The organism is Providencia sp. UF-224 (genome assembly GCF_058245955.1).
In genome coordinates, this window is record NZ_JBSICC010000009.1 from 28,800 (window position 1) to 45,434 (window position 16,635).

Annotated in this window: 15 protein-coding genes; 6 read left to right on the forward strand and 9 right to left on the reverse strand. The window is 42.0% G+C overall.

What is annotated here, in order from left to right; genetic code table 11:
- Positions 1-2 precede the first annotated feature (2 nt).
- The 8 genes from AC4IFO_RS10580 to AC4IFO_RS10615 all read right to left on the reverse strand — a co-directional run bounded on the left by AC4IFO_RS10580 (position 3) and on the right by AC4IFO_RS10615 (position 7,096).
- Positions 3-611 (reverse strand): fimbrial protein, encoded by a 609-nt coding sequence (locus tag AC4IFO_RS10580; protein WP_490734166.1) that lies wholly within the window; start codon positions 609-611, stop codon positions 3-5.
- A 39-nt stretch (positions 612-650) separates the two neighbouring features.
- Positions 651-1,439: a fimbria/pilus periplasmic chaperone gene (locus tag AC4IFO_RS10585; protein WP_490734168.1), complete on the reverse strand. Its 789-nt coding sequence runs from the start codon at positions 1,437-1,439 to the stop codon at positions 651-653.
- A gap of 56 nt (positions 1,440-1,495) precedes the next feature.
- On the reverse strand, positions 1,496-4,165 hold the full coding sequence (locus tag AC4IFO_RS10590) for an outer membrane usher protein (protein ID WP_490734170.1): 2,670 nt from the start codon (positions 4,163-4,165) through the stop codon (positions 1,496-1,498).
- 92 nt (positions 4,166-4,257) lie between these two features.
- Positions 4,258-4,794 (reverse strand): fimbrial protein, encoded by a 537-nt coding sequence (locus AC4IFO_RS10595; RefSeq protein WP_490734172.1) that lies wholly within the window; start codon positions 4,792-4,794, stop codon positions 4,258-4,260.
- Between the two features lie 68 nt (positions 4,795-4,862).
- Complete coding sequence (locus AC4IFO_RS10600; RefSeq protein WP_490734174.1) at positions 4,863-5,399, reverse strand: fimbrial protein; 537 nt, start codon at positions 5,397-5,399, stop codon at positions 4,863-4,865.
- Positions 5,400-5,582: 183 nt separating this feature from the next.
- Positions 5,583-5,813, reverse strand: a complete 231-nt coding sequence (locus AC4IFO_RS10605; protein WP_490734175.1) for a helix-turn-helix domain-containing protein — start codon at positions 5,811-5,813, stop codon at positions 5,583-5,585.
- A 10-nt stretch (positions 5,814-5,823) separates the two neighbouring features.
- Entirely contained in the window at positions 5,824-6,138 is a 315-nt protein-coding gene (locus AC4IFO_RS10610) for a helix-turn-helix domain-containing protein (protein ID WP_206083310.1), read from the reverse strand.
- A gap of 409 nt (positions 6,139-6,547) precedes the next feature.
- A complete protein-coding gene (locus AC4IFO_RS10615; protein WP_154627310.1) occupies positions 6,548-7,096 on the reverse strand; it encodes a tyrosine-type DNA invertase in 549 nt (182 codons plus the stop codon).
- A 907-nt stretch (positions 7,097-8,003) separates the two neighbouring features.
- Between AC4IFO_RS10615 and AC4IFO_RS10620 the strand changes: the two genes are divergently transcribed.
- From AC4IFO_RS10620 to AC4IFO_RS10645, 6 genes are all read left to right on the forward strand, one after another.
- Positions 8,004-10,439 (forward strand): DMSO/selenate family reductase complex A subunit, encoded by a 2,436-nt coding sequence (locus AC4IFO_RS10620; RefSeq protein ID WP_490734178.1) that lies wholly within the window; start codon positions 8,004-8,006, stop codon positions 10,437-10,439.
- A gap of 14 nt (positions 10,440-10,453) precedes the next feature.
- Positions 10,454-11,071 (forward strand): DMSO/selenate family reductase complex B subunit, encoded by a 618-nt coding sequence (locus AC4IFO_RS10625; RefSeq protein ID WP_206083314.1) that lies wholly within the window; start codon positions 10,454-10,456, stop codon positions 11,069-11,071.
- A gap of 1 nt (position 11,072) precedes the next feature.
- The gene (locus AC4IFO_RS10630; protein ID WP_490734180.1) at positions 11,073-11,924 is read left to right on the forward strand and encodes a DmsC/YnfH family molybdoenzyme membrane anchor subunit; all 852 of its coding nucleotides are present in this window, start codon (positions 11,073-11,075) and stop codon (positions 11,922-11,924) included.
- 63 nt (positions 11,925-11,987) lie between these two features.
- Entirely contained in the window at positions 11,988-12,626 is a 639-nt protein-coding gene (gene dmsD / locus AC4IFO_RS10635; RefSeq protein WP_490734182.1) for a Tat proofreading chaperone DmsD, read from the forward strand.
- A gap of 297 nt (positions 12,627-12,923) precedes the next feature.
- Positions 12,924-13,457: a type IV toxin-antitoxin system AbiEi family antitoxin gene (abiEi, locus tag AC4IFO_RS10640; protein WP_490734184.1), complete on the forward strand. Its 534-nt coding sequence runs from the start codon at positions 12,924-12,926 to the stop codon at positions 13,455-13,457.
- Positions 13,450-14,379, forward strand: coding sequence for a nucleotidyl transferase AbiEii/AbiGii toxin family protein (locus AC4IFO_RS10645; protein ID WP_490734186.1), 930 nt, complete (start codon positions 13,450-13,452; stop codon positions 14,377-14,379). Before abiEi ends, AC4IFO_RS10645 begins: the two co-directional genes overlap by 8 nt.
- A gap of 348 nt (positions 14,380-14,727) precedes the next feature.
- Here AC4IFO_RS10645 and AC4IFO_RS10650 read toward each other — a convergent pair whose 3' ends face one another.
- Positions 14,728-16,134, reverse strand: coding sequence for a cytochrome c peroxidase (locus tag AC4IFO_RS10650; protein WP_490734188.1), 1,407 nt, complete (start codon positions 16,132-16,134; stop codon positions 14,728-14,730).
- Positions 16,135-16,635: the final 501 nt, after the last annotated feature.

Genomic DNA, 16,635 nt, shown 5'->3' on the forward strand with positions numbered 1-16,635 from the left:
CCCTATTCATAACTTACCTGAAATCTAATTAACGCCTGATAAGCCCCAGCATTTAGTTGAGCAGAGGTACGAACTGGTGTCACATAGTAAGTTAATTGATTTTGTCCAGGTGAAACCAGCTGTGGTGTGCTGTATTCACCTAAGTTAATTGGTGAACGCGCAGCATCACTGAATTGCAGACCAATCCCTTGAACACCTGCAACCGCAGCCAAGCGAGCGTCTTGAATATCTATAGGAGCCAAAAAGCGAATCTTCATTGCTGGCATTTGCTGACTCCACAAAAGATTTCCCTGCATAGTGCGGCTGCGACTTTCACCGCTTAGACAATCTTCTAAACGTAGTTCAATCGCAACTGGGTTACCTGTTTGCCCTATATGCTGAAGCTGCCCTGTTCCTACAGTCCCCAAATTAACCGTTTGGTATGCTGATGACATTGCTAAGCGACAAGCACTCTCCGTCAAGGCACCATGAACATATAGCGTGCCATGTGAACCGTCGACATCCCAGTTATCAACTTTATTTAGGGCTGTTCCCGCTGCCACATTGCTGAATAAACTCAGCGCTAAACTTCCTAAGCCCACATAACGGAGCATCCTGCTTGTGTTTGCCATGATATTCTCCTGCTATTTCATCACGCATTTCAAATCAGTCTATTTTTTTTCAGGTACCACATGGCAGTTATTTCCCTGACATGTAAACGACAGCGTTGGGCGACCACCATAATCATTGATATAGGTCAGCACAGGTTTATTGCCTAATGCATCTGCACTAACGTTTAGTGCTTTACTGCTCTTTGGTTCCACCATTACAGGCTCAAAACCGGTGACTGTTTGTCCATTTTTACTTGGTACTGCATCGACAAAAGAAACGTAATATGCGGTTGGGTTGTTAATCGTATATTGGTTGCCTTGGCGCGTAAGAGTCACTTTTTCTTGCCATGGGTTATCCATTTGTTCACGTGTTGGAATAATTGATTTCGGCCGATAAAACAATTTGATACGTGTCTGTAATGCCAATTGCAGTGTATTGGGCTTATCACTTTTCGGTGGGATCTCTCGCAAATTAAAGTAATACACTGATTCTCTGTCTTGTGGCAGCGAAGCGGCACTTGGCAGAGCTTGAATTTTTATTTGGCTTTTTGCACCAGGCTCAATACGCTGTACTGGTGGTAACACCGTAAATGGGTCACTTATTTTTTCACCTTTTTCATTCTCCACCCAACCTTGAGCGAGATAAGGTAATTGTTTGTTTTCATTGCTAATATTTAAACTGATCGATTTTTCATCTCCCGTAATAATCGCTCGAGTTCTGTCTAATGCAACCGCCGCTTGAGCAGAAGATAGCGTTGCTGAAGTTAATACAACTCCAACCAATGCAAATACTGCTCTATGGGCATTTTTTTTATTCATCATTTTATTTTTCATCATGTTATTCATCATATTGTTATCTTCTAGGGTTAAGGAGAACTCACCGTTTTTGCATACCATCATTTTTATTATTTTTGTAACCAACGACTTGATTCCTTTGGAACTGTTTTTTCAACAACGGGCACAACGAGTTCTGATGCCTTCGGTACAGCCTCTAATGCACGGCTGGCTGATTGCGTCTTTATGGTTGCTGACGATGCTGCTTTTGTTCCTGGGTTGTGGCACGGTAATAACCAGTTTGCTTGCAAATATTCATCTTCTGGCAAGGTATCAGGGAGTGTTATTTCACACTGTACTTGGTCATCCCAGCGGACTTGCAAGGTATCTTTTGCGTTTAAACCCGTGAGATAGGCATTTCCATCATCACCCACCATACCGACCTGCTGACCACGACCGTTTAAGATAATTGCTCCGAAAGGCGGTGTGCTATTGTCCGACAGCCTTAACAACGCCATTGCACTGCTTCCAGCCACAACATCAAATTGACGGTAGCCAATCGCTCCTTCGGTTAAAGTACCTTGCTTTATCGATTGGGAGACTTGCGCTTCATCTGGCAATGCATTCAAATCAACACTAACTTGATTACGGTAATAGCTATTCACATCACTAATAACTGCCTGTCCAAAGCGGTTGGTACGTACAATAGATCCATAACCACGTAATGGGATATTAGGTACACCATCGGTATCAACAAATATGCGAGTACCGCCAATTTGGCTGCTACGATGTAGTACGGCACCTTTTTCCGTTGCAGTGAAGCCACCTTGTAAAGAGAATCCTGCTGACCGATAACGATCTTGTTGGTAAGTTGCATTTGCATTGAGCTGTGCTAAATCTCCTTGATGGGTGTAATAGCCACTCACGAGTGCACCTGAGCGTGCCCACCCCGTACTTAGTTGGTAATTATTTCTTTCATCGATAGTGCTGTAGTAATTCACACGCTGTGAGTTATCATTTTTATCCCAGCTACTGTTGTAACTAACAGAGCTTTTTTCTCCCCAAGGCACTGTGAGCGAGGCATATACGCCATCATCATTACTTTCACGATAACGATTTCGATACGCAGTCAAGTTGAGGCTAAGGTTTTTCCATTTACCAATATCAAAATAACGCGCTAATGAAATGCTGTAGCGGTCATTATCGGGCTGATCCCAATAGGTTTGGTGGTAATAGTTGATAAATGCGCTGAGCCCTAACTCTGAAAATTGCTGGTTATAAGAAATGGTATACATTTCTTTGCTATTGTATTGACGAGCACCCGTTTCCTGAGCATCCAAATACTCAGACATACTCATAAAGCCTTGTTCTGAGAATCGATATCCCGCAAATGTCACTTGGCTGTTATAAGTATCAAAACGTTTTGAGTAACTTAAGCGGTATGAACTACCGCGATACGTTTTATTTCCCACATCACTTAAATTAGCTAAATGCGCTCGAGCATGGGTGATATCGAATGATAATGCGCCAAATACCATTAAGTCGCGACCAACCCCAATAGCCGCTGATGCATAGTTTTTCGCGCCAATTCCACCACCATAGAGTGACCAGCCGTTGTTAACTCCCCAAGAGAACTCACCGCTTGAAAACGTATCGCCGCTCACATGGTGACGCCAATTTGTTGGGCGTCCAGCGGCTAATTTGTAGCGCAGTTGTCCTGGTCGTGTTAAATACGGAACACTTGCAGTATTTACCGTAAAGCGCTGTGTTGAGCCATCTTGTTCTTTAACTTCAACATCGATTTGCCCAGCTAATGCATCGTTCAGGTCTTGGATACGAAATGGACCCGCAGCAACTTGAGTTTGATAAATAATTCGTCCTTGTTGGCTTACGATGACGGTTGCATTGCTTTTTGCTACCCCAGTAATTTCTGGAGCATACCCACGTAGATTAGGCGGTAGCATATTGGTGTCCGTAACCAAGCTAAGCCCTGTAAATCTGAAGCTATCAAAAATATCAGAGGTTAGATAATCTTCACCTAAGGTGAGTTTTGCACCTAATGATTTGATGGCTCGATAGACATAATAGCGAGTCCAATCTAAGGACGTAGTCGTGCTTTGTCCTTGTTGCTTATCAATACGCATTTGCCAGTCTGCACGAGCACGCCAAGCTCCCAAGTTAACACCAGCAACACCATTACCGCTGGTACTGTAGTTGGTTTGTTGTCCTGAACGAGTTTGTTGTCCGACTTGGGCATTGAGGTTGTAATCAAACAGTGCGCCAGGTAACCCTTCTTCCCAGCGAGCTGGAGGATCCCAATTCTCAGCGGTATATTCGAGGTAGGCTTGCGGCAGACTGATATACATAGCCGAAGTCGCAAGATCGGCTTTAACCTCAGTTCCTGGTAAGCTTTCAAGAGATAAACACTGTCCATCATGCCACCACTTTAATGTTGACATCAGTTCAGGCTTGATACCGAACTTTTCAACTAAAGTGGGACTCAGGCAAGGGAGGCTCTCATCCGATTCATCTTTAGGTGCATAATAAAAGACAGTTTCTTCCGGCATGCTTTGTTTGTTTAAGAAAACCGTAAAACTGTATTCACCAGGCATGAGGTAACCTGGGCGCGAAAATTGGCTTAAATCAATATTGCTACGATCATTGACGTCTAGCATATCCATATTAAATTTAATATCGGATGCGTGACCACCAAAGCTAATAGCCAATGCGACTAAAAGCCCTAATCTGCAAGGCCGAGTTATCCGTAACACAGGCGTGTGAATGAAATTCAGGGTCATCATCTCGACCTTCTTTTGCGTTCTTTTATCCGTAATGTCATTTCGCTCATGAAGCTCACCTGTTAAAGGCGATCTTCATTCATGAGAGGAACCGACTATTCATAATCCAGTTTGAAACGTAGTTGACTGTGGTATTGACCTGATGCTAATGGGCGATTATTTGCCACCAATCGCAGCCGATAGGTGAGATCTTTTGCTCCGGCCGTAAGTGAATTTACGGACATTCCTTGGCCTGGTATGGCAATTTCGCCATCCCCCTCACGTTGAATTTGTAATCCAACACCTTGAGCTTGTCCGCTAACACCAAATAATCCCCTATCATGGGAGCCATCAAATGTTATACGAAAGTATTGCCAATTCGGCTTATCAGGATTTTGGCGTTCAAGAACACAATTCACTAATCGGATAACAAAAGGTCGAGCTGGTCCTTGCCCATCACGGCGAATTTGAGTCAGTGCAATACTTCCCATATCAATAGTTTGATCACGGCTGCCGACATCAATAGCACATGCTGTTTCAATAATGCTTCCATTCATATTCACTGAGCCTTGAGCCTTTGCAGTCGATGCCGCGGTTAACAGGCTTAAACTTAAGATCAATGAAAACATTCCAAAGGTTATCGAATTATTCATTGCTTCCTCTCTTACACTCAATTCAGTCGAAATGAGCCAACAAATAAATTTTGTTGGCTCAGGATGAATTACTCGTAAGACAGAGTGAAATCCGCTACTGAGCTAAAGTCACCAGCAGTGATCGTGCTGATATCGCCGCCATTACCTTTTAAGTAAGCTGCGAAATTCAGGGTGTTATCACCATTTTGAATTTGTTGGAATGGTGCAGCTGTTCCTAAAGTCACCACATTACCGCTACCATTAGTGATCTGAACACCAGCACCAGCACCAGTACCAACAATACCTAATGTTTTATTTGTATTATCGAAAGATGCAGCTGCACCACTAAAGGTTAATTGAACGCCTTTAGTCAGTTTAGTGATATCACAGTTTTCTAAAGTGATTTCAAACGTACGTGGAGTTGATTTACCACCATCAACTAATGCCATGTTAGAAATTTGGCCTAATTCAACAGTTTGGTCGATTGAGCTAGGAGAGATTGAGCATGGAGCATCGATAATAGCGCCTTTAAACGTTACTTTACCGTGGCCTTGATCAGCAGCATTTGCTGCAGAAGCTAATCCTAGAGCCATAAAAGTTGCCATTGCAATAGATTTCATTTTCATGAATATAAAGTCCTATGTTTTTGTTAAGTTAAATAAAGTATGAGTGTCAGTTTTCATTGCTCATTGCAGACACTCTATTTGCAATGAACTGGAAAAAGCAAAGCCCGAGGACTTGATTCAAAAAATCAAATCCTAAAAAATAAAATTGAGTTATTAATTAAAAATTAAAATCAAAAAATATATTTAGTCGTCTGTTAAAAAAACTTGAATTGGCACCTTAAATAACTCTGAAAACTGAGCTAGAAAATCAATATTTATATGGTTTGCGCCTGATTCATAACGAGAAATTTGTTGCTGGCTTACGCCAATATATTGCCCTAACTCCTCGGCGGTTAATTTCATTTCCTTTCTGTATTTTTTTACTTTCCTTCCGACAATAATATTAAATTTTTGTGTTTTTGTGATTATTAACATAATGTCAATCCTATTTCAGACATTGACTAGATAGGGAAAATAATCCTTCAGATTTAAAATAACACTCCATATTATGGATATAATTTATTGAGCTATTTTGAAATCCAACGCCATCTAATAAATAATTGATATCGACATCAAGCGAGCTAGCAATTTGCTGAATTTGTTCTAAATGCAGCCGAATAACTCCACGCTCAATACGTGACACATGTTGTTGTGAGCATAAAAGTAAATCAGCTAGATCAGAACCACTTAAGCCTTTTGCTCTACGGGCTCTAAGTATATTGCTCCCAACAATTTCCTTAGGAGATAAGTTAGATGGCATAAAATTCTCTCCGTGAAATAAATAGGTTATCTATTAACGGTTGTTTAACTATTGTCAAAATGCACCAAATTGACAATAGTAATGCTTTACTAGAGTAATATTTTCAATACTGATTATTATTTTGTATTTAATTTTTTATTTTATGAATTATTGGTTGAATAATTCATAAAAATCATTTCAAAATATTACGGCGTGTAAGCTTGGAGTGTTACGAAGAGTTTGAATAGATGAAAAAATTAATGAATTCAATGATTTTTCATAATGAGGTGTACTTGCTTTTAGTAATATATACATAGCGTTATTTACACGCTACGTATTTGACGAGTATTTTCATTTAACTTAAGATGCACCTAATTCATTACGTTTGTCAATTTGGTGCATTTTGACAACTCTTTTAGTCGGTTTTTGTTCACCATACCCCTCGGAATCTTGCTGGATTACTCGCCGTATATCGCACAGTGTGTTGTATATTGGTATGTCCTAAATAATCCTGAATTAAACGCGTATCTGCACCTTTATCCGCTAATGCATAACCGCATGCATGCCTTAACATATGAGGATGAATACCTAAAGTCAGCTTAGCTAACTCGCCGAGTCGTGAAAACAGTTGGTAAAAGCGCTGACGAGTCATGGCTGTTCCTCTTTCTGATAAAAATAGCCACTGACTTTCTTCTCCTTTCCATGTACGTCTTACATTTAACCAAGCTTTAATAAGTGGGATTTCTTCATCAATGAGTGGATGATTCACTGAAAAGCCATTCTTTAAACGATGTACATATAGCTCTTTACTTTCTAAGTTAAGATCAGATAGTTTTAGCGATAGGGCTTCGCTTGCTCTCAAGCCATGTATAAAGCTCATATAAATTAAGCAAGAATTACGTTCGGGGTGTCGAGACAAACGGCAAGCAGCTAAAAGTCGAGATATTTCTTGGGGAGTTAAATACTTACGAGTGGACATGAGCGTTTCCCATTTTAGTCAGAAAAAGCCAATCATATCTAAATTACACAACCTAACACATTAGTTTTTAGATAAATATAATGACTTTATTCTATGGTTAGAATAAAAGTTCATTTATTGTCTACTAACTCAACAATCAAAGCCTAATTAACTAAAATTTTGTCTCTGTAAAATGATTTTTTAGCCTGCCTTTAAATGTGAGGGGAAATAGACTATTTGCTTGCTAAACTCGCATAGGTGATGCCCATAAAATTAACAAATCCAGTCGTTGAACCAACACTAGTGTACTGATTAGAATTAATAAATTATTTTTAACCATTTTTTGACGGTTACAAAAATAAGGGGGGCTAGAAATTATTTTTATATAATATTAATATCTAAAATAAATAGAGTATTATGATGATTTATTTAAAAAGGTAATTGAATTAACGTTCCGATTTTTTTAAATTCTAACATGCGGAGTATAAATTTTAATTTACAATTTTTTCTTTTTTTGCCCTTCTAAGTTAGCTAGATTAAATAGCTTAAGACCATTCTCTCAATAAAAAACTATATTAGAAAAACAACTCTTGGTAGTTATTTTAATTTTAAGGCACAGGAATAATATATCGAATAAATTGGCTATATTGGAATAATGTGATTGTTTATCTAGTGATAAACTCTGATTTGTAATGCACTAAATTTAAAAAATTCAGTTTATATTTAACGTTTTGAAAAACAACAAATTAATGTTAATTTTTAATTCAAGTTTATCTTTCTTACTTTTGTCGTACATTATTGATCACGCACAATACCCATCTATATGCCCGCTATAAAATAACGATTGAAATCAGAGAAGTGAAAATACCAAAAATAAATTTCAAAAATTATTTTATAACTTTAAGAAGCAATGTTAAGTGAGGCAGATATGGATAAAGCATTATCTGATGGGTTACTCCAATCGGAGATCAGCCGTCGAAAACTAATGCAAACCAGTACTGTGGGCGGGCTTGCGCTTGCTAGCGGTGCATTAAGTTTACCTTTTAGCAATGTCGCCAATGCCACTGTAGCGGCGCCAACCCCCGAAGAAAAAATTGTCTGGAGCGCGTGTACCGTTAACTGCGGAAGCCGTTGCCCGCTGCGTATGCATGTGGTGGATGGCGAAATCAAATACGTTGAAACCGATAATACGGGGGATGACGTGTATGGTGATAAGCACCAAGTCAAAGCCTGCTTGCGTGGTCGTTCCATGCGCCGTCGCGTGTACAACCCTGACCGTTTGAAATACCCAATGCTGCGTGTTGGTGCGCGTGGTGAAGGGAAATTTAAGCAAATCAGCTGGGAAGAAGCTTACGACCTCATTAGCGGTAACCTTAAACGTATTATTAAAGATTACGGCAATGAAGCGGTCTATTTAAATTATGGGACAGGGACATTGGGCGGTACAGTTGCGCGTTCATGGCCGCCTGCGAACTCGCCAATTGCACGTTTAATGAACTGCACCGGTGGTTATTTAAACCATTATGGTACATACAGCACAGCACAAATTAGCTGCGCAATGCCGTATACCTACGGCAGTGGCGCGGGTAACAGCGTTTCTGATATCGAAAATTCTAAATTGGTAGTCTTGTTCGGAAATAACCCTGCGGAGACTCGAATGAGCGGCGGGGGGATCACTTTCCAATTAGAGCAAGCGCGTGAGCGTTCCAATGCACGAATGATTGTTATCGACCCTCGTTATACTGACACCGCCGCGGGGCGCGAGGATGAGTGGATCCCAATTCGTCCGGGGACTGATGCCGCATTAGTGGCGGGGCTTGCCCATGTGTTGATCACGGAGGATTTGGTTGATCAACCGTTCTTAGACAAATATTGCGTTGGATATGACGAAAAAACGCTCCCTGCGAATGCACCAAAAAATAGCCATTACAAAGCCTATATTTTAGGGCAAGGGGATGATGGCATTGAAAAAACGCCTCAATGGGCAGCAAAAATTACCGGTATTCCAGCTGATAAAATTATCAAACTCGCGCGAGAAATCGGTAGTGCGAAGCCAGCTTATATTAGCCAAGGCTGGGGGCCACAGCGCCATTCAAACGGCGAGCAAACTGCTCGTGCGATTGCCATGTTACCGATTTTAACAGGAAACGTGGGGATTAGCGGAGGTAACACAGGAGCGCGTGAAGGAAATTACGATATTCCCTTTGAGCGTATGCCAACCCTTGAGAACCCAGTAAAAACCAGCATTTCCGTATTCTTATGGACTGATGCCATTGAACGCGGCCCTGAAATGACAGCAACCCACGATGGTGTTCGTGGTAAAGACAAACTGGATGTGCCAATTAAGTTTATTTGGAACTACGCCAGTAACAGCTTGATTAACCAGCACTCTGATATCAATAAGACCCATGACATTCTTCAGGACGATAAAAAATGCGAAATGATTGTGGTGATTGATAACCACATGACTGCATCGGCAAAATATGCGGATATTCTTCTGCCAGATTGCACTGCATCGGAACAAATGGATTTTTGCCTTGATGGTGCTGCCAGTAACATGGGTTATGTGATTTTTGCCAGCCAAGCCATTGAACCACGTTTTGAAAGCAAAACCGTGTATGAGATGTGTACGCAAATCGCCCGCCGTATGGGGGTTGAAGATAAGTTTACTGAAGGGCGTACACAAGAAGAATGGTTACGTCATCTATATGAAATTTCAAGAGAAAAATTACCTGAGCTGCCTGATTTTGAAACTTTCCAGCAGCAAGGGATTTACAAAAAAATGAACCCGCAAGGGCACGTCGTGGCACACAAAGCGTTCCGCGAAGACCCAATAGCGAACCCATTAAATACCCCGTCCGGTAAAATTGAGATTTACTCTGACCGCTTAGCGGATATCGCCAAAACGTGGACCCTTGAAGAAGGTGACTTGATTTCGGCAATCCCGATGTATTCCCCGGGCTTTGAAAGCCATGAGGACAAACTGACCGAGCAATACCCACTGCAATTGAGTGGCTTCCATTATAAATCCCGCGTTCACTCTACATATGGCAATGTCGACGTGATTAAAGCTGCTTGTTTGCAAGAAATGTGGATCAACCCGATTGATGCTGCGCGTCGCAATATCAAAAATGGCGATATGGTGCGTATTTTCAATGACCGTGGTGAAGTGCACATCAATGCCAAAGTGACGCCGCGGATCATTCCAGGTGTTGTCGCAATGGGGGAAGGGGCGTGGTATGCGCCAGATGAAAACAAGATAGACCATGGGGGAAGCCTTAACGTTCTGACCACGCAGCGCCCGTCGCCGCTGGCAAAAGGTAACCCGCAGCACAGTAATCTTGTTGAAGTAGCTCGGGTATAGGGAGGGGATAAATCATGACAACACAATATGGTTTTTATATTGATTCAGCCCGTTGTACGGGGTGTAAAACGTGCGAATTAGCGTGCAAAGACTACAAAAATTTATCTCCTGAAGTGAATTTTAGGCGTATTTACGAGTACACGGGCGGTGACTGGCAAGAAGATAACGGCGTCTGGCACCAAAATGTGTTCAGTTATTATCTGTCAATTTCGTGCAACCACTGTGAAGACCCTGCGTGCGTCAAAGTGTGCCCAAGTGGCGCAATGCATAAGCGAGAAGACGGCTTTGTGGTGGTGGATGAAAGTGTTTGCATCGGTTGCCGTTACTGCCACATGGCATGCCCATATGGTGCGCCGCAGTTTAATGCCGAAAAAGGGCACATGACAAAATGTGATGGCTGTTATGAGCGTGTCGCGGAAGGAAAAAAACCGATTTGTGCCGAATCTTGCCCGCTGCGTGCGTTGGATTTTGGCCCAATCGAAGAGCTGCGTAAAACCTATGGCACATTGGCAGAAATCGCGCCATTGCCAGAAGCGCATTACACCAAACCGAATATTGTCATTAAGCCGAATGCTAATAGCCGCCCAGTGAACGATACCACGGGCCACTTAGCTAACCCAAGGGAGGTATAAGATGGGCAACGGATTACACGAATGGCCGCTGATCCTGTTTACGGTATTAGGACAAAGTATTGCGGGTGCACTGATTGTCACAGGACTTGCGTGGTTATCGACAGATGATAAAACACAAAAGCAACGTATTGTGAATGCGATGCTGGCTTTGTGGGTGCTGATGGGCTTAGGATTCTTGGCTTCCATGATGCATATGGGCTCGCCGCTACGTGCGTTCAACTCAATGAACCGTGTTTTTTCATCGTCACTCAGTAATGAAGTGCTATTTGGCTCCCTCTTTTTTGCATTAGGGGGCTTATGGTGGCTGCTGGCGGCGCTGAAAAAAATGCCTGAAGGGCTCGGCAAAATTTGGTTGCTGGTTACGATGGCGATGGGGCTGCTATTTGTCTGGGCAATGACTCGTGTTTATATGATAAGCACCGTACCGACATGGAACACGCCACACACTACGATTGGCTTCTTTATGACGGCCTTTGTGGTGGGGCCGATACTCGGCACGCTGTTATTACGTATTGCCAAGTTCCCGTGTCACAGTGGGCGACTCGCACTGATTAGCATCGTGGCGTATGTGGTTACGATTGCGTCTGTGTTGGTACAAAGTGGTGAAATTGCGCTGATAGCAACATCAGTACAAAGCGCGAGTGCGTTAGTTCCCGATTTTGGTACGCTGCAAATGGTTCGTTTAGTAGCAACAAGCCTTGGTTTGATGTTATGGATTATACCGCTAATGAAGCAAAACCAGCCATCCGTTATCAGTTTGTTCATCGGCACATTATTGGTGTTGTTCGGTGAATTAATTGGACGCGGGCTGTTCTATGGTCTACATATGACAGTAGGAATGGCAGTCGCCTAATCAGTAAAACATCTCAACGTAGGGAGCCAGTTTCCCTACGTTGAAAACGCAGAGACAACTAATATGCATGATGCGCAATTTCTTGAACACGTTGCTGTAACGGGGCGGGTTTTGGGTTCTTTATTTTATTTTGCTCCAGACAGTGAAAATAACGCGGAGCTTATCGCGATTTTGCGAGAGCCAACATGGCATGAAGAGTGGCCATTTTCGTTGGCATCACTCAATGAAATTAACACATTATTTGCAGATTCAACAAAACAAAATGAGCCACTTGATGAAGCGTGGCAGCGGTTATTTATCGGCCCCTATGCCTTACCTGCACCACCTTGGGGTTCAGTGTGGTTAGATAAAGAAAATATTATTTTTGGGGATTCTACTGTTGAGTTGCGCCAATGGATGCGTTCAAAAGGTATTGAACCTGCCACAACGCAAAAAGAGCCAGAAGACCATATCGGTTTGATTTTGATGTTAGCCGCATGGCTGGCAGAGCAAGATAGGCGCAATGACTTTGAGGAATTGCTAGCGTGGCACTTGCTACCTTGGTCGGCACATTTTCTTGATGTTTTCGCCACGCAAGCCAATAGCAATTTTTACCGTGGGCTCGCCATGCTAACGCAAGAAACGCTAGCGGGAATTCAAAAACAATTATCTTTACCCGTTATGCAAAAAACGGTGTATTACAAAGGGAATGCGCCTGAGTAATACCTGAAAAGAAAGCCAAGTTTTTGGCTTTCTCTCTTTTGTACCGTTAAACCAATCGCCAAACATACCAAGCGGATCACAGTCTGATTAAAAGGCCTGACTCCGGTTGAGTACCGGCATCAAGCCTTACAAGCTGATTCACTAAAAGAACCCAACTTTACGGGGTCACTTCACTTATTAGACATTTGCTCTACAAAATACCCCCTTTAATGGGGTTGTTTTGTGGGGTAAATGCAGTGTATTATATTTAGGTATACAAAATACCCCCTTTTATGGGGTGATTTAGTGGAGGGCAATATGGAATTAATGACAGCGGCCAATGTTTTTAACAAGTTCAGTAAGAAAGGTAAAAATATTTTCCTCACCAAAGATTTAGAAATGCTTTTTCCTGATGAGTCTTCGAAAACATTGCAGAAATCGGTTGACCGGCTAATCGCAAGTGGTGTGCTACGCCGAGCTTCAAAAGGAGTATATACCTATTCCCAAGGTTCATTGGGCCCTTACCCTTTGGAACGTCTGGCCGAAAATATTCGACGAGGTCATTACAACTACATCAGTTTGGAATCCGCTTTATCTCAGTACGGTGTCATTTCACAGATCCCTATTGATAGACTTACGATTATGTCCACAGGCCGGTCTGGAGAATTTGTTACACCCTGGGGGGTTATTGAAGTTACCCATACAGCCAAGAAACCGTCTGAAATCCTCAATACTACGGCGAAGGGAAGGGGACCATTAAGAATTGCAACAAAGGAGACTGCTATTAAGGACCTATTGAAGGTCGGCAGAAATACACACCTCATCCAACGTGAGGAATTAAACTATGCCTGATTTTGTTGATTTTAATGAATTGGTTGACAGCATCGTTACTGAAAATGACTACGCAGCGAATAGACCTGTCGTAGAAAAGGAATTACTACATTATGACATTCTTTATGTGCTTTTCGCCGCAGGGCTTTTAAAGCACATCACATTTCAGGGCGGTACGTCACTCAGGCTTTGCTATGGGTCCAACAGGTTTAGTGAAGATCTGGATTTTGCTGGTGGCCATGACTTCTGTTCAGAACAAATGCTTGAGATCAAAGCTTGTATTGAGAAGTATGTTGGTGATCGTTATGGTCTGGAGGTTGTGGTTAAAGAACCAAAAGAGCTAAGAAAAGAACCTGACTATATGGATGTTAAAGTCGATAAATGGCAAATATCTGTAACCACTAATCCAGGCAAAAGCGACCTGCCCAAACAGCGGATAAAAGTGGAAATTGCCAACATTCCTGCATATACCCACACTCCAAGAATGCTCACCAAGAACTATGAGCAGCTTCCTAGTGGCTATTCTGACCTGATTATTCGAGTGGAAGAGCTCACTGAGATCATGGCTGATAAATTGGTTTCATTCCCAGCCACGACCAGTCATATTCGATACAGAGATATGTGGGATTTAGTATGGCTGCACCAACAAGGGGTAAAACCAGACGCTGAATTGGTAATGAAAAAGGTCGCCGATTATAAGCTCAATGATCAGTTCGAAGGGTGGCTGCAAGCAAGAATTGAAACCTTACCCTCATTGGTGGCGAGTGAAAAATTTAAGGGTGAGATGAAGCGATTCTTACCTGTATCTGTGGTAGAGAGAACCTTCCTTCAACCTGATTTTCTTGCCTTTTTACAAGCAACACTTCATGAACTACTGATTACCATCCAAACAGATATTTATGGAAGCAAAGACCCGAAGACAGTGAAGAAATTTGAAATGTAGCACTCCACTTAGGCCCGAACTTTATGGGGCACTTTATTGACATGGGCTTTTAGCTTTGACCAACTTGAAAAGCCAAGTTCATTGGCAACCAACTACTGTGCAGAGGCTAAAGTGATATCAGCGTTAGGATTGGTTTGTTCAAGCGATACACGTTGCTCTGAAGCTTGTCCCGTATTCAGGTAGGGCCGTAAGATAAATGAATAAGTGAGTTAGCATGAGCAGGGCTCTTTCCGCGGATGGATGCATGGCAGATGCACAGCTCGAAATATAATAAAAATAGCGGAGGGAGGCAAATAAAATAGCACCGTAGCCTAAGCCAGCGGTGCTATGCAAAGATTATTCAATCAATCATTGTTGCGCTTCGCTTTGTGAGACATACGGTGTGTAAACACCCGTTAAGCTCTTCAGGAAGGCGACAATATCGTCGACATCTTTTTGTGGTAACTCTTTGCCCACTTGGTAACGCAGCATCAGTTTGACTGCTTCATCTAAGGTTGCCACATCACCACGGTGGAAATACGGTGCGGTTAACTCAACATTGCGCAGAGTTGGCACTTTCTGGCGCAGTTTATCGCGTTCCTCAGAGGTGACATTCATGCGGCCAATGTCTTGTGCAGTGACTTCACCAAATTCATAGTCTTTCTTCAAACCTAAAGGTTCGAAAGAACGACCACCGAGGATCACGCCGCCGTGGCAGGTCGCACATTTATTCTCTTTAAATAATTGGTAACCATGCAACTGTTGCGCTGTCAGTGCAGTGCTATCGCCACGTAACCAATTATCGAAGGGGGAGTCTGGGGTGATTAAGGTTTTTTCGAATTCCGCGATGGCATCTGTGATGCTGTCGCCCGTAAACCCTTCAGGGTAAACCGCATTGAAATCCTGTTTTAATACCGGGTCTTTATCCAGTTTTACAATGATTTCATCCCATGATTTGGACGCCATTTCGATTGGGTTTAATGGTGGGCCACCGGCTTGTGCTTGCAAGTCAGGAGCACGACCATCCCAGAATTGCTCGACGTTAAACACAGAGTTGAACACAGTGGGTGCGTTGATTGGTCCAACGGCACCGCCAACACCGATAGAGGTTTTACGACCATCAACACCACCCGCGTTTAGCGCGTGACAGTGAGCACAAGAGATGGTGCTATCCCCAGATAAGCGAGCGTCATGGTACAGACGGAAGCCTAATGCCACCTTCTTATCATCTACATCCAGTGATTTTGGAATGGGTTGGATTGGCTCATTGCGGTGCTCCGCCGCGGTGTCCTCGGTGGCATAATGCTCTGCGCGTTGCTTCGCAATCCAACCGAGTAATTTATCGCGTTCTTCGTCACTTACGCTACTTGCCCAGTGCAGTGCGACATAGCGTGTTGGTGGCATGGTGTGGTTCTGCATCACCCACTCAATTTTATTCAATTCGCTCTGAGGAACCGGTTCCCCAGCAATTAACGCAGCGCGAGCAGCTTCGAGGTTAAAGGACTTATAACCCAGCTGAATATCGTACTCCATCAGTTGTTTAGCAATTGGAAATGAGGCATAAGCAGGTAAGTCAGTTGACGGCGTGTGACAGTAATCGCATCCTTTTTCAGCAAAGAATTGGAGGACTTGATTATTTTCTGCAATTTTAGATGTCTGAATGTCATTATTTTGTCTTCGTTGATCATCGTGGTACCACACATATCCCGATAACCCAAAATAACCGAGTAAAAGCAAAAATATGACAGCGACCGTAATGCGAGTAAGTTTTTTCATTACACTATCCTTGGAAGATTGCGGTCAAATATAATTAAATATTTTTAGTTAATATAATTCTACAGCCGGCCTATGATGGATAAATAAAGCGCAATGGTTCTTGATTTTTATCAATGATAACCATTGGTTTAATCGATTGCTGAAATAAGATTTACCTATCAATAAGAATAAAATATATTTTTACCGTTTTTTATTTGCCTTAACTTGATGATTTTATTGAATTATATTTATTTCGTGATTTTGTTTTTATTTGAAATTATCATTTATTGCTGACTGGTCATTAATGATGACTTTGTTGCTAATTCAAATAAATTAAGTAAATTTAACCAGTTTTAATATAAGTTAAGTCAGGTTTTATATTTATTGCAAATTAAATGCATATTTAAAATGAATCAAATAAAGAAATAAATAAAGCGTAAATTAAAAATAATGATGTAAAAATAGCGAATTATTTTTATTTTATTACCGTGAAATCGTTAAAAATAATTCAGCCAGTAAATT